Here is a 23,554-nt window from a genome sequence, read left to right as displayed (position 1 = left end):
AGCCAGCTGCCACATTTGACTGTGTTCACAAATCAAAATGTGGGAGCTGGCTTACCTGCGATGAGGCCCTCAGCGTTTAGGTGCTGTATTGCCCTGCGCCACCACCCAATCCACTACCTGCTTGTTCAACTGGTCCCCGGCCACACCAAACCCGGCCACCACCGCCGGCACCTGGGTATCACTGACCGGCTGGCGCACTTCAAAGCGCTTGGCCGCCACGATCCGCTGGTCGCTGCCGCGTACCAGTCGCGCATCCAACCGAATCACCACCTCCACCGCGCTGCCCCGGTATTCGCTCTGGAAGGCCTGTAACTGTCCCCCCAGCTCGAAGTCCGCCTGCAGGTTGCTGTCATCGGTGCTCAGCAGTGCCACCCGGCCATCGCGCTGGAAACCATCCAGCAGGCGATTGCGCAACAGCACCGGCGCCGGATCGCTCCAGCGCGACAGGGCATAGCTGCTGATCAAGTCGCCCTGGGGCACCACGGCAATGCGCGGGCTGTCGAGGAACTCACTGGCTTGCGGCTTGGTCAGTCGCAACGACCAGGCCACCGGGCTGCCCGGCGTAGTCGCCTGGGCCGCCGGCAGTCGGTAGACGTTGGACGGGTCGGCCTTGGGCAGGATCGAGCAAGCGCTGACCAGGACCAGGGCTATTGGGGCGATCATTTGGTAAGCACGCTTCATGGCGTGAACTCCTTGTTCTTGTCGCTGCCCAGCAGATACCCGCTGGGGTTGGCCTCCAGGCGGCGGGAGATGGCACGCAACGATCCGAGGGTATCGCGCAGTTCACGCACGGCCGGAGCCAGTCCATTGAGACCCTGCATGCCACTGTTCAGGGAGTCCTTGTTGTCGTTCAACAAGCTGTTGATGGTCGCAGTGCTCTGTTCCAGGGAGCGCATGGCCCCTTCGGCGCTGCCGAACATCTGCTTGCCCTGGTCGTTGAGCAGGCCGTTGGCGTTGCGCATCAGCGCGGTGGTCTGTTCCAGGGTGGCGCCAGCCTGTTTGCTGACTTGAGTCAGTTGCTGCATCACCACCTTGATATCGCCACGTTGCTCGGCGATGGCCCCGGTGGTCTGTTCCAGGTGTGCCAGGGTGTTGCTCAGGCGCTCGACGTTGTCCGGCGAGAACAGGCGGTTGGCGTTGTGCAGCAGCAGGTTGATGCTGGTCATCAGGTCATTGCTGTTATTGAGCAGCCGGGCAATGGGCGATGGCGAGGCGGTGATCTGCGGCAGGTTGCCGTTCTTGCCCTTGAGTTCGGGGCTTTGCGGGGTGCCGCCGCTGAGTTGGATGATCGAGGTGCCGGTGATGCCGGTCAGCGCCAGCTTGGCCTGGGTGTCTTCCTTGATTGGCGTCTGGCCGGCCAGGCGGATGCGGGCCAGCACGCGGCGCGGGTCTTTCGGGTCCAGGCGCAGGCTGGTGACGTCACCCACCTTGATCCCGCTGTATTGCACCGCGCTGCCCTGGGACAGGCCGCTGACCGCTTCATTGAAGATCACTTCGTAATCCTGGAACGCGCTGTCGACGCTGGACTTGGCCAGCCACAGGCCGAACAGCATGGCGCCGACCACGACTATCACGCTGAACAGACCGATCATCACATGATGGGCTCGGGTTTCCATGTCATACCTCGTTGAGCTGTTGAGCGGCATCCAGTGCCGCACGGCCCCTAGGGCCATGAAAGTATTCGTGAATCCAGGCGTCGTTCGTTTGCGAGACGACATCAATGGCATCTGCCACCAGCACCTTTTTCTGTGCCAGCACCGCTACGCGGTCGGTGATGGTGTAGAGCGTGTCGAGGTCGTGGGTGATCAGCAGCACGCTCAGGCCCAAGGCATCGCGCAGGGTCAGGATCAACTGGTCGAATGCCGCCGCGCCGATGGGGTCGAGGCCAGCGGTCGGTTCATCGAGAAACAGAATGTCCGGGTCCAGGGCCAGCGCCCGCGCCAGGGCCGCCCGCTTGATCATCCCGCCTGACAGCGAAGACGGGTACTTGTCGGCCGCCGACAAGGGCAACCCGGCCAGGGCCAGTTTCACCGCTGCCAGGTGCTCGGCATCGGCGCGGCTCAGGCCGGCGTGCTCAATCAGCGGCAGGGCGACGTTTTCCGTGACTGTCAGCGAGGAAAACAGCGCGCCCTTCTGGAACAGCACGCCGAAACGCCGTTCCACCAGGGAGCGTTCATGCTCCGACAGGCTCGGCAGGTTCTGCCCAAATACCCGCACCTGGCCTTCACTGGGCTGGCGCAAGCCGATGATGCTGCGCAGCAGCACCGACTTGCCACTGCCCGAGCCGCCGACCACGGCGAGGATCTCGCCCTTGTACAAGTCCAGGTCGAGGTTTTCATGCACGCTCTGCGGGCCAAAGCGGTTGCACAGGCCACGGACCTCAATCACCGCCTCGGCGGGCGCTCGCGGTAAACGGCTCACCAGCCCATCTCCATGAAGAACAGTGCGGCCACCGCGTCGAGCACGATCACCACGAAAATTGATTGCACCACCGCAGAGGTGGTGTGGGCGCCGACCGATTCGGCGCTGCCGCTGACCTTGAAGCCTTCCAGGCAGCCAATGGCGGCGATCAGGAACGCGAAGAATGGTGCCTTGACCAGGCCCACCAGCAAATGCTGGACGCCAATGTCCGATTGCAGCAGCGACAGGAACATCGCCGGCGAGATATCCAGGGCCACGGCGCACACCACGCCACCGCCGATAATCCCCGAGATCATGGCAAGGAAGGTCAGCATCGGCAGCGCCACCAGCAGCGCGAGGACACGCGGCAGGACCAGCAACTCCATGGGGTCGAGGCCCATGGTGCGGATCGCGTCGATTTCTTCGTTGGCCTTCATCGAGCCGATTTGCGCGGTGAAGGCGCTGGCAGTGCGGCCGGCCATCAGGATCGCCGTGAGCAGGACACCGAACTCACGCAGGAAGGAAAACGCCACCAGGTCCACGGTAAAAATACTCGCGCCGAAACTTTCCAGCACAGTGGCGCCGAGGAATGCCACGACGGCGCCCACCAGGAAGGTCAGCAAGGCAACGATGGGCGCGGCGTCGAGCCCGGTCTGTTCGATGTGCGCGACCATGGGCGTCAAGCGCCAGCGCCAGCGCTTGGGCCGGAACACGCCGCGGGCAAAGGTTGCGAGGATCAGGCCGATAAAGCCGAGCAGCGTCATCGCGTCCTTCCAGACGGTGTCGACGGCACAGCCGATACGCGACAGCAGTTGGATGCCGACGCTCACTTGCGGTTCTTTGACCGGCACGCAGAAGTCGTTCAGGGAGCAATAGACGGTCTTGAGCAGCGCCCGGTCGGCGGCAGACAGGTTGCAGTCGGGGTGCTCGGCAGAGTGTTCGAGGCGCTCGGGCCCCAGTAACTCGACCAGCAACGATGCCCCGGCGGTGTCCAGCGCGCCCAGGCCGTTGAGGTCGACGTGGGTGCTGGCGTCGTACTGGCCGCCGAGGCTCGCCGACAGCTGTTTCAGGGCGCTGTAGTGGGCCAGCGTCCAGTCCCCGCTGACCCGCAGTTGGGGCGGTTGGGTGGACGCGTCCAGGTGGGCATTGCCTGCCGTTGTGCTACTGGTCATAAGCTCCGAGCTTGTTTGGCTATTCCACAATTGCTATGTAATAGCACGATCCGTCCTACTTTGGGGTGTCCGTTTGTGCGGTGTCGGTGACTTTAAAGCGCAACACGCCGATTACCTGGCCATCTTCGGTCAGCACCCGCACTTGCCAGCGGCCTACGGCATTCGCCGGGAAGTTCTGCTTGTGCGTCCAGGCCCGATAGCCTTCCTTGCGTCCGCCATGGATATCCAGGGCGATGCGGTCGACCTCTTTGCCGTTGAACTGCCACACATGATAGATGCGCTCGTCCAGCCCACGCGGCGCGTTGATCGCGGTGTAGGCATACAGGCCACTGCTGCGCAGTTGGCTGGCGCTGACCTCCTTGAGGTCGTCGCCTGGAGTGCGGTCCTGCAATTGGGTGCTGATCGCCACTTCGGTCATCCACAAGGTTGCCGGCGGCACCCAACTGCGCAGGAACCAGCCCGCGCAGCCAATCACCGCTGTGACGCCCAGCAGCATCAGCCAACCCTTGAGGCTGCGCAGTGGCAGGCTGACCGCCAGGCTTGGGATCGACAAGAGCATCGCCACGCCCAGCGCCAGCTTGTAACTCTGGGCGGTGGTCAGGTGCAGGATAATCGGCAGTGCGGTGAGCAAGGCGGCAAACAGGGTCAGGGTGTGCAGTGCCAGGAACAGCCAGCGTTTGGGCGCCAGCCATTTGTAGTACAGCGGGTCGGTAATCGACACCAGTGCGGCGGCGCCCAGCAAGCCGGTGAAGATCGACTGGCTGCTGTTCCAGGTGGTGGTGACAAAAAAGAACGGCAGGACAAAGAACAGGCTTTCCTGGTGGATCATCTGCGTGGCGTAACGCAGCAGCGGTTCGGGGATTTCGCGCTTGAACACCTTGCTGAACAACTGGGTGAAGCTGTTTTCCAGCATCAGCCACAGCCAGCTCACCAGCATGATGACCGCGATCCAACTGGCCATGCCTTGCTGGCGGTCCACCAGAATAAAACTGGCCACGCCGGAGATAAAACCGCCGAGTGCAATCACCCCTGGATAGCGCTTCATCAGTTCGAGGAGGCGCTGTATGAAATGGGTCAGATATGGCATTCGGCGGTTCACAGTCTTTGTAGGAGAAAATCCCAGACAGAATAACGTCTTAGCTCTCTGAGTGGCGTGTGATTACGCAATTGCTTTGCGATAACGGCGCACGCCAACTGCCACAAGCGCGATCAACCCCAACAGGCCCGCCGCGATCCAGCTCAAGGCGTCATAACCGAGTAGCGGTTTTTCGATGCGCCAGTAGCCGGGCTGGTTGAGCAACTGGCGCATGGCCTGGTTGGTTTGCTCCAGGCTGACGGTCTTGATGCGTTTGGCCGGATCGCTGAAGTGGCCGTCGCTGAAGTCACCCGCTGCGCCCCAGTAATAATCGGCCAGGGCGCTGTTGCCTTGTACTGCCCAGGCCTGGCGGTCGATGGCGGCCTGTTTCAGGCGAGCGAAGGTGGCAGGGTCGAGCCCCTCTTCAAGCAATCGCGCCTTGAGCGAGGCCAGCACCTGCTCGGCTTGCGCCAGGTTGTCGCGCTCAAGGTCGGCGTTCAGGCTCATGAAACCGACGCCGCCCAGCACTTCGCGTTCGCTCCACGGGCCGTAGGACAAACCATGCTGGAGCCGTAGTTGGCGATACAGCGCCCAATCCAGATAGTCCTTGAGCAGGTCGTAGGTGGCATCGTGCTGCTCGTCCAGTACCGGTTCGGGGAACAGCAGGTGCAGCTTGGCGCCATTGCCGACCCAGCCGCGGATCAGGTCGCGGTGGGTCGCCGCCGTGCCCTGGACTTGCGGTAATGGGCGATGTTCGCTGGGGTCTACCGGGTCGAGTTGGCCGTAGGTGCGCTCCAGATAGGCGGGCAGCAGTTTGTCGAGGTCGCCGACGATGATCAGCGTCATGTTGTTGGGGGCGTACCAGTCCTGGCGCACTTTTTCCAGTTGGGCGCGGGTCAGTGGGTTGACCTCGGCTCGCTCGGCGCACTTGAGGCCCAGTTCCACCGCCAGTTGATGACTGGCGTTATGGCCCAGGTCCTGGCGATCCAGCAGGCGTTGCAGGTGCGAGTAGTGGCCACCATCCTCGCGCTCCACCACCTGTTTGGCGGCGTTGATGGCGGCATCGCTCAGTTGGGTGCGGGTCAGGATGGCCAGCAACAGGTCCAGCACCTTGCGCTGGTTGCGCGCCGGGGCCTCGATGACGAAGGTGGTATCGGCATTGCTGGTGTAGGCGTTCCACTCGCCGCCCAGGGCCTGCATCTGTTCTTCCAGCTCGCCTTCGCCGCCGCCGTCGATCCCGCTGAACAGCAGGTGCTCCAACAGGTGTGGCAGCTCCTTGTCCTCGCAACTGAAGTCGTCCAGGCCAACGCCGACGACCAGGCGGATCGCCACGTGCCCGCGCTCGGTGCCCGGCTTGAGCAGCAACTGCAGGCCGTTGGGCAACAGGTAGCCTTCGACTTGCAAGCGATCAAAGGCAAAGGCGTGGGCCGAGCCTATGAGCAGGCAGGCGAATAGCAGGCGACGCATAACGGGGTTCCTGGCGGGTAATAACGGTTGAAGCTGGCTTTTTGTGGGAGCGGGCTTGCCCTAATGCCCGTCAGTTAAGCGGATTCTGCTTTCTGTAGGAGCGAGCTTGCTCGCGAAAAACTTACAGGCGCCGCATTCATTCAATAAGCACGCGTTATCGTTGACGTTTTTCGCGAGCAAGCTCGCTCCTACAGAAGGCGATGACCACTTAACTGACTGGCATTAGGGCAAGCCCGCTCCCACATTGGTCAGGCGATGTTTTTAACTGACTCCCGGGGCGTGCGGATCGTTCAAGGCGAATGGGTAATGTCGGCAATATTGTCCACCGCCAACGCACCGGTCTCGGAGGTTTCCAACACTACATAAGCACTGCTGCAAAACAACGAGTTCAGTCGTTTCATATCGGCAATCAGTTCCAGATGCAGGGAGCTGGTCTCGATGCTTTGCACGATCTTGCGTTGCAGGCGGCTGACGTGAGCGTGGGCCAGGCGCCGTTCCTGGGCGCGGAAGCGGCGCTTCTCGCGCAACAATTGCCGGGCACTTTCCGGGTCGGCACTGAGGAACACCGACAGACCCAGGCGCAGGTTGGCGATCAACTGACTGTGCAGGCCGGCCAGTTCTTCGAGCCCGACTTCGGAAAACGAGCGGCGCTGCGAGGTTTTCTGTTGCTGGACCTTGCGCAGCATGCGCTCGATCAAGTCGCCGGCCAGCTTGAGGTTGATCGACAGTTCGATGATCTCGGCCCAGCGCCGGCTGTCGTGCTCGCTGAGGTCTTCCCGGGGCATTTGCGCCAGGTAGAGCTTGATCGCACTGTAAAGCGCTTCGACATCATCGCTGAGGCTGCGCATTTCCTGGGTGATGGCCGTTTGTTTGCCGCGCAACACTTCGAGCATCGCGGTCAGCATGTTGTCGATCAAGTCCCCCAGGCGCAGGGTTTCCCGCGCGGCGTTGGCCAGGGCCAGGCTCGGGGTGGTCAGCGCCGTCGGGTCGAGATGGCGGGGTTTGGCCAGGCCGTTGGCCTCCGGACGTTCCGGCAGCAGCCAGGCACACAGGCGGGCCATGGGGCCGATGGTGGGCAGCAGGATCAGGCAGCGGGTGACGTTGTAGAGCAGGTGAAAGGTAATCACCATGCCCTGGGCGCTGTAGTCCAGGGTGTCCATCCACTGCACCAGCGGGTCCAGGACGGGAATGATCAGCAGCAGGCCAATCAGCTTGTACAGCAGGCTGCCGAGGGCCACTTGGCGACCGGCGGCGTTTTGCATGCTGGTGCTGAGGAATGCCAGTACGCCGCTGCCGATATTGGCACCGATCACCAGGCCGATGGCTACATGCAAGCCAATCACGCCAGCACCGGCCAGGGTTGCCGTCAGCAGCACGGCGGCCAGGCTGGAGTAGGAAATCATCGCAAACAGCGCACCTACCAAGGCATCGAGCAGGATGTCGCCGGTCAGCGAGGCGAACAGGACTTTGACGCCCTGGGCTTGGGTAATCGGCCCTGCCGCTTCGACGATCAGTTGCAGCGCGAGAATGATCAGGCCCAGGCCGATACCGACCCGGCCCATCTGCCCGGCGCGTGTTTGTTTGCGTGAAAGGAAGAAGATCACCCCGAGAAAAATCAGCAGCGGCGACAGCCAGGAAAGATCCAGGGTCAGCACCCGTGCCATCAGGGCGGTACCGACGTCGGCGCCGAGCATGGTCGCCAGGGCGGGCGTCAGGCCCATCAGGCCCTGGCCGACAAACGACGTCACCAGCATCGCCGTGGCGTTGCTGCTTTGCACCATGGCGGTGACGAGGATCCCGGCAATGAACGCCAGCCAGCGCCTGGCCATGTTCTGCCCGATGACCTGGCGCAGGTTGGAACCGTAGACCCGCAGGATGCCGGTACGGACGATGTGCGTGCCCCAGATCAGCAGGGTCACGGCGGAAAGAAGATTGAGCAGGGTCAGCATGCTCGGCCCCCTGTGTTGAGTCGTGCTCCAGCGGAGCAAAAAGTGCCGTGTGCCGTTTTGAGTTGTGTACTTAAGCTGTAGTTGGCGAACGGGCTGAGCGCCAGCATCGCATAGCTAAACTTGGCTTTGAAATAAAACTGTCATGAAATCAGCTTTTTGCAGGCGCCTGAAACGACTGTAGGAGCGAGCTTGCTCGCGAAGAACTCAAGGGCAGCGCGTGAAATCAGGCAGCACGCGTTACCGTTGACGTTTTTCGCGAGCACGCTCGCTCCTACAGGTGCAGCCCGCGGGTTACTGGCCCGGGATGTCCTTGCGCAGTTTCACTGGATCCTGCTGCTTTTTCTTTTTCGCGATAGCGCTACGCATCTTGATGTTGACCGCTTCTACCGCCAGCGAGAACGCCATGGCGAAGTACACGTAGCCTTTTGGCACATGCACGTCGAAGGATTCGGCGATCAGCACGGTACCCACGATCAGCAGGAACGACAGCGCGAGCATTTTCAACGATGGGTGCTTGTCGATGAACTCGCTGATGGTGCCTGCGGCCAGCATCATCACCAGGACCGCAACGATAATCGCAGCAACCATGACCGGTACGTGGGAAACCATACCCACGGCGGTAATCACCGAGTCCAGGGAGAACACGATGTCGATGATCGCGATCTGGATGATGGTGTAGATGAACTTGCCACCCTTGCCTTTCGGCTCGTCATGGGTTTCGTCTTCACCTTCCAGGGCGTGGTACATCTCCTGGGAGCTTTTCCACAGCAGGAACAGGCCGCCGAAGAACAGGATCATGTCGCGACCGGAAATACCCTGGCCGAACACCACGAACAGGTCGGCGGTCAGTTGCATGACCCAGGTGATCGACAGCAGCAACAGGATCCGGGTGATCATGGCCAGGGCCAGGCCGAAGATCCGGGTGCGCGCTTGCATATGCTTGGGCATACGGCTGACCAGGATCGAAATCATGATGATGTTATCGATGCCCAGGACGATCTCAAGAGCCGTCAGGGTGAAGAAGGCAATCCAGATCTCCGGATTGGTCAGCCATTCCATATGTGTTCCTTTGCGCGAGTGTTAGACCGCGCCGGCAAGAGGGCCGGCGCAGTGAGTTGTTACGATTATAGAGTGCTGAACAGCGGAAATGTGCCCAACAGCAATGCGGCGACCATTATGCACAGGCACACCAGCACTGCCCACTTCAGGGTGAAGCGCTGGTGATCGCCGAATTCGATACCGGCCAGGGCCACCAGCAGGTAAGTCGAAGGCACCAGCGGGCTGAGCAAGTGGACCGGCTGGCCAACAATCGAGGCGCGGCCCATTTCTGCGGCGGTGATGCCGTAGTGGCTGGCGGCTTCGGCCAGTACTGGCAATACGCCGTAGTAGAACGCATCGTTGGACATGAAGAAGGTGAACGGCATGCTCACCAGCGCGGTGATCACCGCCAGGTAGGGGCCCATGGCTTCAGGGATGACCGCCAGCAGGCTCTTGGACATGGCATCGACCATGCCGGTGCCCGACAGAATACCGGTGAAAATACCTGCAGCGAAGATCAGGCCAACCACCGCCAGTACGCTACCGGCGTGGGCGGCAACGCGGTCTTTCTGCTGTTGCAGGCACGGGTAGTTGACGATCATCGCGATACTGAAGGCCACCATGAACAGCACGGGCAGCGGCAGCAGGCCGGCGATCAGGGTGCACATCAGGGCCAGGGTCAGGGCGCCGTTGAACCAGATCAGTTTCGGGCGACGAGCATCCGGGAATTGCGAGACGCTGATTTCGCTGTGGTCGATCTCATCGCCTTGCAGATGCATGACGCCAAGCCGAGCACGTTCGCGCAGGCCGTACATATAGGCAATCACCAGAATCGCCACCACGCCGGCAGCCATGGCCGGGATCATCGGTACGAAAATGTCTGATGGGTCGACGTGCAGCGCACTGGCGGCACGCGCGGTCGGGCCGCCCCAGGGAGTCATGTTCATCACGCCACCGGCGAGGATGATCAGGCCGGCCATGATCCGTGGGCTCATGCCAATGCGGCTGTACAAGGGCAGCATGGCGGCCACGCAGATCATGTAGGTGGTGGCGCCGTCACCGTCCAGGGACACCACCAAGGCCAGCACGGCGGTGCCGACCGAGACTTTCAACGGGTCGCCCTTGACCAGTTTGAGGATCTTGCGCACCGCCGGGTCAAACAGGCCGGAGTCGATCATCAAGGCAAAGTAGAGGATGGCGAACATCAGCATTACGCCGGTGGGCGCCAGCTTGGTGATGCCTTCGAGCATCATCGGGCCGATCTTCGGCGCGAAGCCACCGAACAGCGCGAACAGGATAGGCACGATGATCAGGGCGATCAGCGCCGACAGGCGCTTGGTCATGATCAGGAACATGAACGTGATGACCATGGCAAAGCCAAGGAAAGTCAGCATAGGAATACTCCAGGCGTAGCGCGGCTAGGGAATGGCGAACCGGGTTGGGGTCAGCGCAGAACGAAAAGCGCGAGGCGTACGGGGGGAGTCGAGAAAAACAGGCGGGTACGAGCGGACATCAGAATCACCATTGTTGTTGTTAATTGGGCCCCTGGGCATAAAAGCGCTCAGGTTGGCCAACCGGTCTATTGCCGGTAGTGAGGGCGATCCTAATCGCGAAAGCTTTCAGCCAGCTTTCGTTGGGAAAACAGGTCATCAGGTGGATGAGGTTCACTGTAGGAGCGAGGTTGCTCGCGAAGGTCGTGAACGATAAGGCGCGTTTGCGGGGTAAACGCGGTGTTCTCGGGTTTTTCGCGAGCAAGCTTGCTCCTACAGTTTCAAGGCAGTTGCAGCCCGCCAGCGGCCTTGTGCAGCGCGCGCAGATGTTCGCCGACCTGCTTGAGATTGGCCTCGCACGCTGCAATTTCCGCCGCCCGTGCCGGTTCCAGCAGCGCCCTCACCTCTTTATCCAGGTCGCCGGTCAACGATTGCAGCTGTTTCTGGCGCAAGGCGCTTTCCGATTCCAGGCGTTGCCATTCCTTGGGTTGCGGCAAGCCATAACCGCTGCTGCCGAGCAACTCCGCCGGGCGGCTGAGGAAGCCACTGTTGGCGAGAATCTGCTGCAAGGTGGCATCGGCCTTGGCCATGCCGCCGTTCTTCAGCTCGCGGGCACCGAGGTAGCGTTGCTTGACCTCGTCCTGGGCAAGCATCAGTTGCTTGCGAAAGCTGGCCTGCTCCAGCAGCAGCAATGCGGCGCTGGTGCGCAGGTCGGCCTTGTCGAACCACGCCCTGCGTTGCTCGGCGCTCAAGGTCAGCCAGTCTTCGACTTGGGTCTGCGGGATCGGCAGATGCTTTTTCAGCACTTCGAACATCGCCTGGTAGCGCTCGCGGAAGGAGTCGAAGTGATAGCCCAGGCGCAAGGCCTCGCGGCGGTCGTCCAGCACGCTGGTGTCGGCCAGCCCACGGGCCTTGAGGACTTCCAGCAAACCGTTGGGGGTGATGTTGTCCAGGGCTGTCAGCCGTGGGTTGGCACTGCCGCTGCGCAGCAGTTTCAGGCCTTCTACTGCACAGTTGTTGGAGAGGAAGTAGTAATTGCCGTCGTAGCTCCAGTGCATTTCGGCGGCATGTTCGACCGTGTTGTTGATCTCCTGGCGTGTGAGGATCAGCGGTACGGAGGCCAGGCCGCGCAGTTCGGTCTTGGTGTATTCGTCGATCACCTGGGCCAGGGGCAGTACAAACAGGCGTGAAGGGTACTTGCCCACCAGGCCGTCCCAACTCGACAGCTGTACGTCACCGACGAATGCGCGGTAGGACAACACCAGGTGCTGGTCCAGGTCCAGGCGGCAATCCGGGCCACGGGGACGGCCCGGGGCACAGATCACCAGGCGCAGCATGCTGTGGCCCCAGCGGCTCACCAGGTTCTGGTTGGCTTCGGCCAGCAGGTAGTCGATAGCGTATACGCGTTCGGGATCGACCTGGCCCAAGGGCGTCTTGGCAAAATCGTTACCGGCGTTGAGGAAGGCGAAGGTGTTGGCGCAGGCGTCCTTGGCTGGCGGTGCCCAGCCGAAGTGTTCCTGGTAATAGCGATACAGTGCGGGCCGGCGGCAGGCGTAGCTCGGGTCGAGGAGGAAGTACTCCATGTTGACCGCGACGAATTCCTTGGGGTTGGTGATTTCGTACAGGTCCGGGCTGCGGGCCACTTGCCGGTTGTGTTGCTCGCGCTCGCCACGGCGGCCGACGTATTGCGGCCAGCCGGCGAGGTCGAGCAGGCGCGGGTCGTCGCTGAGGGTGAAGCGCCGGTCATTCTGGCCACGGCATTGATCGGGCAGGCCAATCAGGCCGGTGATGTTGTTCTGGCGGCTACAGCGCTGGATCAACGAGCGCTGGTCCCTGGGCCACAGGCGCGCGCGATCATAGATATGGGTCAGTTCATGCAGCACGGTGGCGAGCAATTCCCGGCGCACGGTGCCGTGGGGGCGCTGGGTCTGCTGGGCGGCGGCGGTGCCGTCAGTGAGGCTGGCCAGCAGCTTGCGATTGAGGTCCAGTTCGGACACTAGTGATGCCTGGCCATAGGCATTGGCGGGCATGTCATCGGTCCAGCCGACGTCGATGCGCCGATCCAGTTGCTCGATGAAGCGCGGCGGCAGTGCCTGCATGGCTTCATCCAGCAATGCCTGGCTGGCCTGCTGTTGGGCGGGGCTCAAACCGTCGGTCTTGAGCCGTAGCTGCAGGCTGGCCTGGGCGGCGCTGCTAGCCAGCAGTACCGTCGCAGCCAAGAGCCAGGCGGTGAAGCGCCTCACAATGCGAGGATGGCTTCGGCGAGGACCTGGTCGCTGGCGTCGCGGGCTTCTGGCACGCGGGTGCGCAGGGTATCGAAGGCGGCTTCCAGTTGCGCGCCACGGATATCGCCATTGCTGGCGACAAAGCTGGCGGCGTCATCGTGGGCTTCGCGCACGACTTTGGAGTCACGGATGGAGGTAGTGGTATCCGAAGTGAAATCAATGGTGCGGCCGAAGGCACGAACAATGATGTTACTGGTGGCCACCAGGGTTTGTGCCTGGGCGATATCTGCCAGCAAGAACAGGCCGAGAGCAGCTGCGATCAACGGGCGACGCATGGAATGACTCCAAAAGGTAAAGATGGTTATTGGACGAGAATTGCCTGGGCCAGTTCAAGGTCACTGGACTTAAGTTTTGGCTGGGCGCGACGCAGGTAATCCAGTGCGCTCTCCAACCGGGCGCCCCGCCATTGGCCATCTGTGGCAATGAACGCGGCAGCGTCATCCTGGGCTGCCAGTATCAGTTTCTGGTCGAACGGTGCCGACGTCACTTTACTGGTGGCATAGGCGCTGGCTACGAGGCCTTGGGTGGACAGATCAAAGGCCTGGGCCGAGTTGGCCCCGCACATGGCCAGCACAGTGGGAACAATCAACAAACGGTATGAAAAAACCATGGGACTCGACAACTGAAAACGAGCGCCAAGGCTAGCGCAATGCCCGGGCGAGAGCCAGCGAGCAGTACTGCAGGAGCGAGCTTGCTCGCGAAGATCGCGAACGATAACGCGGGGTTTACTGCTGAAACGCTGCGCGCTCAGGTTCTTCGCGAGCAAGCTCGCTCCTACAGTGAGTCAAGGTCAGATGGCCAGGATCGCCTGGGCCAGTTGCGCGTCGGTGGCGGTGTTGAGTTGTGGGGCTTGCTGGCGGATCTGCGCCAGGGCGCTTTCCAGCTTCACGCCACGGATGGCGCCTTCGCTGGCGACAAAGCTGGCGGCGTCATCACGGGCGGCGCGCACGACCTTGTTGTCGCGCAGGGACGATGTGGCATCGGAGGTGGCGTCGGAAGTGGCTTTCAGCGCGCCGACAATCGAGTCGGTGGTCACGATCAAGCTGGTAGCGCTGGCGTTGGCAGCGACGGCAAGCAAAGCGGCAGCGCTCAACAAACGAAGACGGGACATAGGGTGACTCCTGTGTATGAAACGAAGAAGGTGACGCACGACTGATGACGCGATAGTAGCTGGCGCCCATCTGTTCGGGTAGTGCGTGATAGGAAGTCGTTGCCCGGCAGGGCAATTTAACCGGTACAAATTGGGAGTATCTCGATTGTACCTATTAACTGTTATGTTTTTTAAACTGTACTGGTTTGCGTGACAAGGAAGGCTGCCAAGCCGATTTTTCAGCCGCCCAGAAACAACAAAACCCGCCTCCGGTTACCCGGGGCGGGCTCTGCTACAACAATTCGGGGTGCTGGCGGTGGACCCTACAGGTCGGGGCCAGCGGGCGCTAAATCAGCGCCAGAACGGCTTGCTCAGCTCTTCGTAGCGTTGAGCTTCGCTGATCCCGGCATCGGCCAGCAAACGCGAGTCCAGACGAGCCAGTTGATGGCGGCTGGAGATGCGGCGCTGCCACAACATCAGGTTGGCGATAACGCGCAGAGGCAGGGAAGCTTGGGTGTTTACAGCTTTATCTTCGAAGAACAGTTCGGAACTGAGTGTACGTTCCATGATGACATCCTTCCGCTTGTGGCGGGATTAGGTAGTGGTTTAACTGATGCCAATGATCCTCCTCCGGCGCAAGACTCTCTAGATACAGTTCACCTGTATTGTGAGGGGCCAGTTAACTGTTTATAGCGGCTGTACTGTACGGAAATGGGGCAACTGTACCTGTCGGCACTTTATTGGTGCGTTTTAGGTGTTTTTGAGAAGGTATGTAGGGTTTTACGGTAGGAAATGACCGGTACAGCAGTACAGTTTTTTTCAAAAGTGCGGTAATCAGATCCGGGCGAATGAAACTGTATTTGCATCAGCCCGGATCTGTATCAATCAGCCTTTGAGCATATGCCCGGTTTCTTCCAGATTGATGTGCCAGCTCAGGGCATCCCGCAGGATATGTGGCGTGTGTCCACCGATGGCGCAGGCGGCGGTGAAGTAGTTGTTCAGCGCCTCGCGGTAGTCAGGGTGCACACAATTGTCGATGATCACCCGTGCGCGCTCCCGTGGCGCCAGACCGCGCAGGTCGGCGAGACCGATCTCGGTCACCAGGATGTCGACGTCATGCTCGGTATGGTCGACATGGCTGACCATCGGCACCACGCTGGAAATCGCCCCGCCCTTGGCAATGGACTTGGTGACGAAGATCGCCAGGTGCGCGTTACGGGCGAAGTCCCCCGAACCGCCAATGCCGTTCATCATCCGCGTGCCGCAGACGTGAGTGGAGTTGACGTTGCCGTAGATGTCGAACTCCAGCGCGGTGTTAATGCCGATGATGCCCAGGCGGCGCACCACTTCTGGGTGGTTGGAAATTTCCTGCGGGCGCAGCACCAACTTGTCCTTGTAGTGCTCCAGGTTGCCGAACACGTCGGCATTGCGCCGCTCCGACAAGGTGATCGAGCTGCCGGAGGCAAAGCTCAGCTTGCCGGCATCGATCAGGTCGAAGGTCGAATCCTGCAACACTTCGGAGTACATGGTCAGGTCTTCGAACGGCGACTCGATCAGGCCGCACATCACCGCGTTGGCAATGTTGCCGATCCCGGCCTGCAGCGGGCCGAGCTTGTTAGTCATACGGCCGGCGTCGACTTCCTGCTTGAGGAAGTTGATCAGGTGATTGGCGATCCATTGGGTGTCGCTGTCAGGCGGCGTCACCGTGGAGGCGGAATCAGCCTGGTTGGTGATGACGATGGCGACGATCTTCTCTGGCGGGATCGGGATCGCGCTGCTGCCGATGCGATCATCCACCTTGACCAATGGGATCGGTGTGCGAGTCGGGCGGTAGGTCGGGATATAGATGTCGTGCAGGCCTTCCAGGTTCGGGTTGTGCGCCAGGTTGATCTCGATGATCACCTGTTTGGCAAAAATCGCGAAGCTGGCCGAGTTGCCCACGGACGTGGTCGGCACGATATGGCCTTGTTCGGTGATGGCCACCGCTTCGATCACGGCAATGTCCGGCAGCTTGAGCTGGTTGTTGCGCAGCTGTTCGACGGTTTCCGACAGGTGTTGGTCGATAAACATCACTTCGCCGGCGTTGATGGCCTTGCGCAGGGTGCTATCGACCTGGAATGGCATGCGGCGCGACAACACGCCGGCTTCGGTCAGTTGCTTGTCCAGGTCGTTGCCCAGGCTGGCGCCGGTCATCAAGGTGATTTTCAGGGGCGAGGTCTTGGCACGTTCGGCCAGGGCGTGGGGCACAGCCTTGGCTTCACCGGCGCGGGTAAAGCCGCTCATGCCGACGGTCATGCCGTCCTCGATCAGGGCGGCAGCATCAGCGGCGCTCATGACCTTGTTCAACAGCGAAGGCAAGCGGATACGATCACGGTACATGGATTGTTATCTCGGGCAACGGAGGCAAGGTGGGCAGTCTAGTGATTTCAAAGGCGTTCGTCCCGCTACCATGGTCGAATGCCAGGTCGCGATTTAGAGCCTTTGGTCGGGTTTTTCCCGTTAATAAAAAACCCCAGCCTACGGGAGGCCGGGGTTTCGGGTATTGCGCTGGAGCAGTGTTTATTCGACGGCCTTGACCATGTCTTCGATGACCTTCTTGGCATCGCCGAAGACCATCATGGTCTTGTCCAGGTAGAACAACTCGTTATCCAGGCCGGCGTAACCGCTGGCCATCGAGCGCTTGTTGACGATGATCGTCTTGGCCTTGAAGGCTTCGAGAATCGGCATGCCAGCGATCGGCGATTTCGGATCGTTCTTGGCGGCCGGGTTGACCACGTCGTTGGCGCCGAGCACCAGCACCACGTCGGCCTGGCCGAACTCGGAGTTGATGTCTTCCATCTCGAACACCTGGTCGTAAGGCACTTCGGCCTCGGCCAGCAGTACGTTCATGTGGCCAGGCATACGACCGGCGACCGGGTGGATCGCATACTTCACGGTGACACCGCGATGGGTCAGCTTCTCGGTCAGCTCTTTAAGTGCATGCTGCGCCCGTGCTACCGCCAGGCCATAGCCCGGCACGATGATCACGGTGTCGGCGTTGGTCAGCAGGAAGGTGGCGTCGTCGGCTGAACCGGACTTCACCGGGCGCGCTTCTTTCGAGCCCGCTGGCCCTGCCGCATCCGGCGCGTTGCCGAAACCGCCGAGCAGTACGTTGAAGAAGGAGCGGTTCATCGCCTTGCACATGATGTACGAGAGGATCGCGCCGCTCGAACCGACCAGGGAGCCGGCGATGATCAGCATCGAGTTGTTCAGCGAGAAGCCGATACCTGCCGCAGCCCAGCCGGAGTAGCTGTTGAGCATCGACACGACTACCGGCATGTCGGCGCCGCCAATCGGGATGATGATCAGCACACCCAGCACAAAGGCCAGGGCCAGCATCACGGCGAAGGCGCTGAGGTTGCCGGTGAACATGAACACCAGGCCCAGGCCCAGCGTGGCCAGGCCCAGCACCAGGTTGAGCTTGTGCTGGCCGCCGAACTGTACCGGTGCGCCCTGGAACAGGCGGAACTTGTACTTGCCCGACAGCTTGCCGAAGGCGATGACCGAACCGGAAAAGGTAATGGCACCGATGGCAGCACCGAGGAACAGTTCCAGACGGTTGCCCGCAGGAATCGCATCGCCCAGTTGCTTGACGATGCCCAGCGATTGCGGCTCGACCACTGCGGCAATGGCAATGAACACCGCGGCCAGGCCGATCATGCTGTGCATGAAGGCGACCAGTTCAGGCATCTTGGTCATTTCTACGCGCTTGGCCATGATCGAACCGGCGGTGCCGCCGATCAGCAGGCCGACAATCACGTAGCCGATGCCGGCAGTGGCAAGTTCTGCACCGAGCTTATAGATGAGGCCAACGGTGGTGAGCACTGCCAGGGCCATGCCGAGCATGCCGAACAGGTTGCCGCGGCGTGACGTGGTCGGGTGCGACAGGCCTTTGAGGGCCTGGATGAAACAGATCGACGCGATCAGGTAGAGCGTCGTTACCAGATTCATGCTCATGACTTTTGCACCTCTTCTTTAGCCTTGGGCGCTTTCTTCTTGAACATCTCAAGCATCCTACGGGTAACCAGGAAGCCGCCGAACACGTTTACCGCTGCCAGAGCCACGGCCAGGGTGCCCATGGTCTTGCCCAGCGGCGTGACGGTGAGCGCGGCCGCAAGCATGGCGCCAACGATCACGATCGCCGAGATTGCGTTGGTCACCGCCATCAGTGGCGTGTGCAGCGCGGGGGTGACGTTCCAGACCACGTGATAACCGACATAAATCGCCAGCACGAAGATGATCAGGTTGTAGATACCGGGGGAGATAAGCTCTTCCATCGTCTGAATCCCTGCTTAGGCGTTTTTGCGGATGACTTGGCCGTCGCGGCACATCAGGCACGCGGCGACAATGTCGTCTTCGAGGTTGATTTCAAACTGCCCTTCCTTGGTGAAGACCAGCTTCAGGAAGTCCAGCAGGTTGCGCGCATACAGGGCCGACGCATCGGCAGCGACGGCACCGGCAAGGTTGGTCGGGCCGCAAATGGTCACGCCGTTTTCCACCACCACCTGGTCGGCGACGGTCAGCGGGCAGTTGCCACCTTGGGCGGCGGCCAGGTCGATCACCACAGAGCCTGGCTTCATCTGGGCGACGGTTTCGGCGCTCAGCAAAGTCGGGGCCTTGCGACCCGGAATCAGGGCGGTGGTGATGACGATATCGGCTTGCTTGGCGCGCTCATGCACGGCCAGGGCCTGGCGCTGCATCCAGCTGGTGGGCATGGGGCGTGCGTAGCCGCCGACGCCAACAGCGCATTCGCGCTCTTCATCGGTCTCGTAGGGCACGTCGACGAACTTGGCGCCGAGGGACTCGATCTGCTCCTTCACGGCCGGTCGTACGTCGGACGCTTCGATGACGGCACCCAGGCGTTTCGCTGTAGCGATAGCCTGCAGGCCAGCCACGCCGGCGCCGAGGATCAGCACGCGAGCGGCTTTTACCGTACCGGCGGCGGTCATCAGCATGGGCATGAAGCGCGGGTAGTGATGAGCCGCCAGCAACACGGCCTTGTAGCCGGCAATGTTGGCCTGGGACGACAGCACATCCAGGCTCTGCGCACGGGAGGTACGCGGGGCGGCCTCCAGGGCGAAGGCGGTGATGCCATGTTCGGCCAGTTGGGTGATGGTTTCGTTGCTGAACGGATTGAGCATGCCCACCAACACGGTGCCGCTTTTAATCAGCGTCAGTTCGCTGTCGCTGGGGGCGACCACCTTGAGAATCAGCTCGGCGCCAAACGCGTCGCTGGCACTGCCAATGGTTGCGCCTGCCGTTTCATAGGCACTGTCCACGACACTGGCTTTGATGCCTGCACCGCTTTGTACAGTGACCTTATGGCCCTGGCCGATCAGCTTCTTGATGGTTTCCGGGGTTGCAGCAACCCGCGTTTCACCGGTCTGGGTTTCGAGAGGAACACCAATGTGCACGTCAAATCTCCTGCATGATCTTTTTGCTTTTGATTTTTGTAAAAAGGCCAGTGCACCGCGAGTGGCACAACTGGGGCGGCCGATCAGCACGACCCCGCTGAAATGACAGCAGGGCGCGGCATTTTGCAGGCGAACTTTACGGCCTTCAAGGGATTATGACGGGTGACGAAAAATTAACTACAAGTCACCCTGTGACTGATTGTCGCAATGTGCCGGAATAACCTCTTTAAATACAAGTGTTTAAAGGGTTGTGGCGGGAAAAGTCGATTTTTGCAATCGCCAACATGAATAGTGGGTCATGGGTGCTGAATAACCGCTGAAGAGCTGACAGTCATTGGCTTGCAGGCGGTTTAAGATGCCATCGGTACAGTCTGTCAAAAGGCGACATATACTTATATCTGTAGGGCTGATAATTATTTGACTACAAGGTCAACAAAGTGCGAAAGCGTTTAAAACTGGTGGCTGTAGCGCTGCGCCTGGTCAATCAGCCAGTCTCGAAAGGCGTGTAATGACGCAGACTCTACCTTTTTCTCCGGAATCATCAGGTAATAAGCCTTGGTGCTGGTCAGCGCCTGTGGGTTGGCAATCACCAACTGTTTCTCGCTCAGCTCCCGTTGAATAAGGAAAGGCGGGATCAGCGCAATCCCCATGTCATGCATGGCTGCCTGGGACAGCATGGAGAATAGCTCGTAGCGTGGGCCTGTCATGTCCCGAGGGATGTTCAACTGCTGGGCGTTGAACCACTGGCGCCAGGCATAGGGGCGAGTGGTTTGCTGCAGCAGCGCCAGTTCGGCGATCTCCTCTGCGCTGAAGTACGAGCGGTTTTCCAGCAAGCGTGGGCTGCATACGGGGACCGGGTTTTCGCCCATCAGGCGGTGGGATTCGGTGCCGGACCAGTCGGCATCGCCGAAATAGATCGCGGCGTCGAAGTCCGTGTCGGCGAACAGGAATGGACGGGTACGGTTAGTCAGGTTGACTGTGACTTCAGGGTGTTGCTGCTGGAAGTCCTTGAGGCGCGGGATCAGCCACTGGGTGCCGAACGTGGGCACCACCGCCAGTTCGATCACATTGGCGCCTTGCTGGCCCATCACCGACAGGGTGTCGCGCTCCACGGCGTCCAGTTGCATGGCCACCCGCCGACTGTAGGAAAGCCCCGCTTCCGTGAGCTTTACCCCACGTCGTGAGCGACGAAACAGTTCGACACTCAAAAACTCCTCAAGGCCGGCGATCTGCCGGCATATCGCGCCCTGAGTGATGGAAAGCTCGTGCGCAGCCTTGGTAAAGCTCTCGTGGCGGGCAGCCGCTTCAAAACTGACGAGGGCTGTGGTGCTGGGGATTTTCCTGCGCATGTACCGTACCCTCACAAATAAAAGGCAGTTTTGCCCTTCTCAATCGTTACGGAGTGAGAAATTAGCACAAGCCTATGCAAAAACCTCGTTTGCCCTCCTCGCCTGCTCGGCCTAGGCTCCATGCACGACTTTTGATTTACTTCGCGAGGGCTCACTCATGGGCGGTAAGGCAAGCTTCAACTGGATCGATCCCCTGCTGCTGGATCAACAGCTCACCGAAGAAGAGCGCATGGTGCGCGACAGTGCTGAGCAATTTGCCCAGGACAAGCTGGCACCACGTGTGCTTGAAGCCTTCCGCCATGAAAAGACCGACCCCGCGATTTTTCGTGAGATGGGCGAGACCGGCCTGCTGGGTGCGATGATTCCCGAGCAGTACGGCGGCAGTGGCTTGAATTACGTCAGCTACGGCTTGATTGCCCGTGAAGTGGAGCGCGTCGACTCCGGCTATCGTTCGATGATGAGCGTGCAGTCCTCCCTGGTGATGGTGCCCATCAATGAATTTGGTACTGAAGCGCAAAAACAGAAGTATTTGCCCAAGTTGGCCTCGGGTGAGTGGATTGGTTGCTTCGGCTTGACCGAGCCCAACCACGGTTCGGACCCGGGCGCGATGATTACCCGTGCGCGCAAGGTGGATGGTGGCTACAGCCTGACCGGCAGCAAGATGTGGATCACCAACAGCCCGATTGCCGATGTGTTTGTGGTCTGGGGCAAGGACGACGCCGGCGACATTCGTGGTTTTGTCCTGGAGAAAGGTTGGAAGGGGCTGAGTGCGCCGGCGATTCACGGCAAGGTCGGCCTGCGAGCTTCGATTACCGGCGAAATCGTCATGGATAACGTGTTTGTTCCCGAAGAGAACATCTTCCCGGATGTGCGCGGCTTGAAAGGTCCGTTCACTTGCTTGAACTCAGCGCGCTACGGCATCTCTTGGGGCGCTTTGGGGGCGGCGGAGTTCTGCTGGCACACCGCGCGCCAGTACACCCTTGATCGCCAGCAGTTCGGGCGCCCATTGGCGGCTACCCAACTTATCCAGAAAAAGTTGGCCGATATGCAGACCGAGATCACCCTCGCCCTGCAAGGTTGCTTGCGTCTGGGGCGCATGAAAGATGAAGGCACGGCGGCGGTCGAGATCACCTCGATCATGAAGCGCAATTCCTGCGGCAAGTCCCTGGATATTGCCCGCATGGCTCGCGACATGCTCGGTGGCAACGGCATCTCCGATGAGTTCGGAATCGCCCGGCACCTGGTCAACCTGGAAGTGGTGAATACCTACGAAGGCACGCATGACGTTCATGCGCTCATCCTCGGGCGCGCCCAGACCGGTATCCAGGCGTTCTATTAATAGGAGTGTGACCATGGGCGCGCTATCGCATCTGCGGGTACTGGATTTGTCACGGGTGCTGGCGGGGCCTTGGGCCGGGCAGATTCTTGCCGACCTTGGCGCTGAGGTGATCAAGGTCGAGCGGCCCGGCAGTGGTGACGATACTCGCGCCTGGGGGCCGCCCTTCCTGAAGGATGCGTATGGTGAGAACACCAGCGAAGCGTCCTACTACTTATCGGCCAATCGTAATAAGGAGTCGGTGACGATCGACTTCACCCGGCCGGAGGGGCAGAAGCTGGTCCGGGACCTGGCGGCGAAGTCGGATATCTTGATCGAGAATTTCAAGGTGGGCGGCTTGGCGGCATATGGCCTGGACTATGAGTCGCTCAAGGAGCTCAACCCTGAGCTGATTTATTGCTCTATCACCGGGTTTGGCCAGACGGGGCCTTATGCGGCGCGAGCGGGCTACGACTTCATGATCCAGGGATTGGGCGGGTTGATGAGCCTGACGGGGCGGCCCGAGGGTGATGAGGGGGAAGGTCCGGTCAAGGTGGGTGTGGCGCTCACCGATATTCTGACCGGGCTTTACTCTACGGTGGCGATTCTGGCGGCTATGGCGCACCGCGACCATGACGGTGGTGGCCAGCACATCGATATGGCGTTGCTGGACGTGCAGGTTGCCTGCCTGGCCAATCAGGCGATGAATTACCTGACGACTGGGGTATCTCCCAAGCGGTTGGGTAATGCGCATCCGAATATCGTGCCGTATCAGGATTTCCCCACGGCTGATGGCGACTTCATCCTCACCGTGGGCAATGACAGCCAGTTTCGCAAGTTTGCCCAAGTCGCTGGGCAGCCGCAGTGGGCTGATGACTCGCGGTTTTCCACCAATAAGTTACGGGTGGCCAACCGGGCGGTGCTTATTCCATTGATTCGCCAGGCAACGGTCTTCAAGACCACTGCCGAGTGGGTGGCCCAGCTTGAGCAGGTCGGTGTGCCCTGTGGGCCGATCAATGATTTGGCGCAGGTGTTTGCCGATCCTCAGGTGCAGGCGCGTGGGCTGGCTATAGAGTTGCCTCACCCGCTGGCAGGCAAGGTGCCTCAGGTGGGGAGCCCCATACGATTGTCCAAGACACCGGTGGAGTATCGCAGTGCGCCTCCTCTATTAGGCGAGCATACGGATCAGGTGCTCCGACAGGTGCTGGGATTGAGTGCGACCAATGTGGCTGCTTTGAAAGAGGCAGGCGTCATTTGAGGTGCTTCTTCTATATAGAGGGTTTTGGCGGGCTGGCATATGAAAGGCTGGGTGTTTTTTAATCGATTCTAAGTAATTGATAGAAAAGCAAAATAAGGGGTTGACGGCAGATTCTGGAAGTCTATAATTCGCCCCACTTCCGGCGCAGTCGAAACGGAAAACTCCTTGGTAAACAATGAGTTACGCAGTTTTCGGCAGCAGGTTGCTTCAGTT

At 60.5% G+C, this 23,554-nt stretch carries 21 protein-coding genes; 2 read left to right on the top strand and 19 right to left on the bottom strand.

Going from position 1 to position 23,554, the window contains the following annotated elements; genetic code table 11:
* Positions 1–69: 69 nt before the first annotated feature.
* From BFQ03_RS02990 to BFQ03_RS02900, 19 genes are all read right to left on the bottom strand, one after another.
* Positions 70–681: an ABC-type transport auxiliary lipoprotein family protein gene (locus BFQ03_RS02990; RefSeq protein ID WP_065942448.1), complete on the bottom strand. Its 612-nt coding sequence runs from the start codon at positions 679–681 to the stop codon at positions 70–72.
* Complete coding sequence (locus BFQ03_RS02985) at positions 678–1,616, bottom strand: MlaD family protein (protein WP_032862666.1); 939 nt, start codon at positions 1,614–1,616, stop codon at positions 678–680. Before BFQ03_RS02985 ends, BFQ03_RS02990 begins: the two co-directional genes overlap by 4 nt.
* Before the next feature lies 1 nt (position 1,617).
* A complete protein-coding gene (locus BFQ03_RS02980; protein ID WP_032862667.1) occupies positions 1,618–2,421 on the bottom strand; it encodes an ABC transporter ATP-binding protein in 804 nt (267 codons plus the stop codon).
* Positions 2,418–3,572 (bottom strand): ABC transporter permease, encoded by a 1,155-nt coding sequence (locus BFQ03_RS02975; RefSeq protein WP_065942447.1) that lies wholly within the window; start codon positions 3,570–3,572, stop codon positions 2,418–2,420. The genes BFQ03_RS02980 and BFQ03_RS02975 overlap by 4 nt, the downstream gene beginning before the upstream one ends.
* 55 nt (positions 3,573–3,627) lie before the next feature.
* Positions 3,628–4,659, bottom strand: coding sequence for a DUF5924 family protein (locus BFQ03_RS02970; RefSeq protein WP_065942446.1), 1,032 nt, complete (start codon positions 4,657–4,659; stop codon positions 3,628–3,630).
* Between the two features lie 72 nt (positions 4,660–4,731).
* Complete coding sequence (locus BFQ03_RS02965; protein ID WP_065942445.1) at positions 4,732–6,114, bottom strand: M16 family metallopeptidase; 1,383 nt, start codon at positions 6,112–6,114, stop codon at positions 4,732–4,734.
* 290 nt (positions 6,115–6,404) lie between these two features.
* On the bottom strand, positions 6,405–8,063 hold the full coding sequence (locus tag BFQ03_RS02960) for a Na/Pi cotransporter family protein (protein ID WP_032862671.1): 1,659 nt from the start codon (positions 8,061–8,063) through the stop codon (positions 6,405–6,407).
* 291 nt (positions 8,064–8,354) lie between these two features.
* Positions 8,355–9,122, bottom strand: coding sequence for a TerC family protein (locus tag BFQ03_RS02955; RefSeq protein WP_032862672.1), 768 nt, complete (start codon positions 9,120–9,122; stop codon positions 8,355–8,357).
* 65 nt (positions 9,123–9,187) lie between these two features.
* Positions 9,188–10,495, bottom strand: a complete 1,308-nt coding sequence (locus BFQ03_RS02950) for a CitMHS family transporter (RefSeq protein ID WP_032862673.1) — start codon at positions 10,493–10,495, stop codon at positions 9,188–9,190.
* A 377-nt stretch (positions 10,496–10,872) separates the two neighbouring features.
* Positions 10,873–12,834, bottom strand: a complete 1,962-nt coding sequence (locus BFQ03_RS02945) for a DUF7844 domain-containing protein (RefSeq protein WP_065942444.1) — start codon at positions 12,832–12,834, stop codon at positions 10,873–10,875.
* Positions 12,831–13,151 (bottom strand): DUF2388 domain-containing protein, encoded by a 321-nt coding sequence (locus tag BFQ03_RS02940; protein ID WP_032862675.1) that lies wholly within the window; start codon positions 13,149–13,151, stop codon positions 12,831–12,833. The genes BFQ03_RS02945 and BFQ03_RS02940 overlap by 4 nt, the downstream gene beginning before the upstream one ends.
* 26 nt (positions 13,152–13,177) lie before the next feature.
* On the bottom strand, positions 13,178–13,486 hold the full coding sequence (locus BFQ03_RS02935; protein WP_032862676.1) for a DUF2388 domain-containing protein: 309 nt from the start codon (positions 13,484–13,486) through the stop codon (positions 13,178–13,180).
* Positions 13,487–13,666: 180 nt separating this feature from the next.
* Positions 13,667–13,987 carry a DUF2388 domain-containing protein gene (locus BFQ03_RS02930; protein WP_032862677.1) on the bottom strand — a complete coding sequence of 107 codons (321 nt, stop codon included), beginning with the start codon at positions 13,985–13,987 and terminating at the stop codon, positions 13,667–13,669.
* A gap of 330 nt (positions 13,988–14,317) precedes the next feature.
* Positions 14,318–14,533, bottom strand: coding sequence for a DUF1127 domain-containing protein (locus BFQ03_RS02925; RefSeq protein ID WP_007911656.1), 216 nt, complete (start codon positions 14,531–14,533; stop codon positions 14,318–14,320).
* 318 nt (positions 14,534–14,851) lie between these two features.
* A complete protein-coding gene (locus BFQ03_RS02920; RefSeq protein WP_065942443.1) occupies positions 14,852–16,345 on the bottom strand; it encodes an acetyl-CoA hydrolase/transferase family protein in 1,494 nt (497 codons plus the stop codon).
* Between the two features lie 180 nt (positions 16,346–16,525).
* Positions 16,526–17,962, bottom strand: a complete 1,437-nt coding sequence (locus tag BFQ03_RS02915; protein ID WP_032862679.1) for an NAD(P)(+) transhydrogenase (Re/Si-specific) subunit beta — start codon at positions 17,960–17,962, stop codon at positions 16,526–16,528.
* Positions 17,959–18,282 carry an NAD(P) transhydrogenase subunit alpha part 2 gene (locus tag BFQ03_RS02910; RefSeq protein ID WP_065942442.1) on the bottom strand — a complete coding sequence of 108 codons (324 nt, stop codon included), beginning with the start codon at positions 18,280–18,282 and terminating at the stop codon, positions 17,959–17,961. Before BFQ03_RS02910 ends, BFQ03_RS02915 begins: the two co-directional genes overlap by 4 nt.
* Positions 18,283–18,297: 15 nt before the next feature.
* Entirely contained in the window at positions 18,298–19,419 is a 1,122-nt protein-coding gene (locus BFQ03_RS02905; protein WP_065942441.1) for a Re/Si-specific NAD(P)(+) transhydrogenase subunit alpha, read from the bottom strand.
* A gap of 449 nt (positions 19,420–19,868) precedes the next feature.
* Positions 19,869–20,768: a LysR family transcriptional regulator gene (locus BFQ03_RS02900; protein WP_032862681.1), complete on the bottom strand. Its 900-nt coding sequence runs from the start codon at positions 20,766–20,768 to the stop codon at positions 19,869–19,871.
* Between the two features lie 157 nt (positions 20,769–20,925).
* Here BFQ03_RS02900 and BFQ03_RS02895 point away from each other — a divergent pair, with 157 nt between their 5' ends.
* The gene (locus BFQ03_RS02895; protein WP_029290432.1) at positions 20,926–22,107 is read left to right on the top strand and encodes an acyl-CoA dehydrogenase; all 1,182 of its coding nucleotides are present in this window, start codon (positions 20,926–20,928) and stop codon (positions 22,105–22,107) included.
* Positions 22,108–22,120: 13 nt separating this feature from the next.
* On the top strand, positions 22,121–23,341 hold the full coding sequence (locus BFQ03_RS02890; protein ID WP_032862682.1) for a CaiB/BaiF CoA transferase family protein: 1,221 nt from the start codon (positions 22,121–22,123) through the stop codon (positions 23,339–23,341).
* Positions 23,342–23,554 lie beyond the last annotated feature (213 nt).

The organism is Pseudomonas sp. 25 R 14, from assembly GCF_900004755.1.
GTDB lineage: Bacteria > Pseudomonadota > Gammaproteobacteria > Pseudomonadales > Pseudomonadaceae > Aquipseudomonas > Aquipseudomonas brenneri.
Note: the sequence above shows the minus strand (reverse complement) of the source record. Positions and strands in the feature narration are given on the sequence as shown.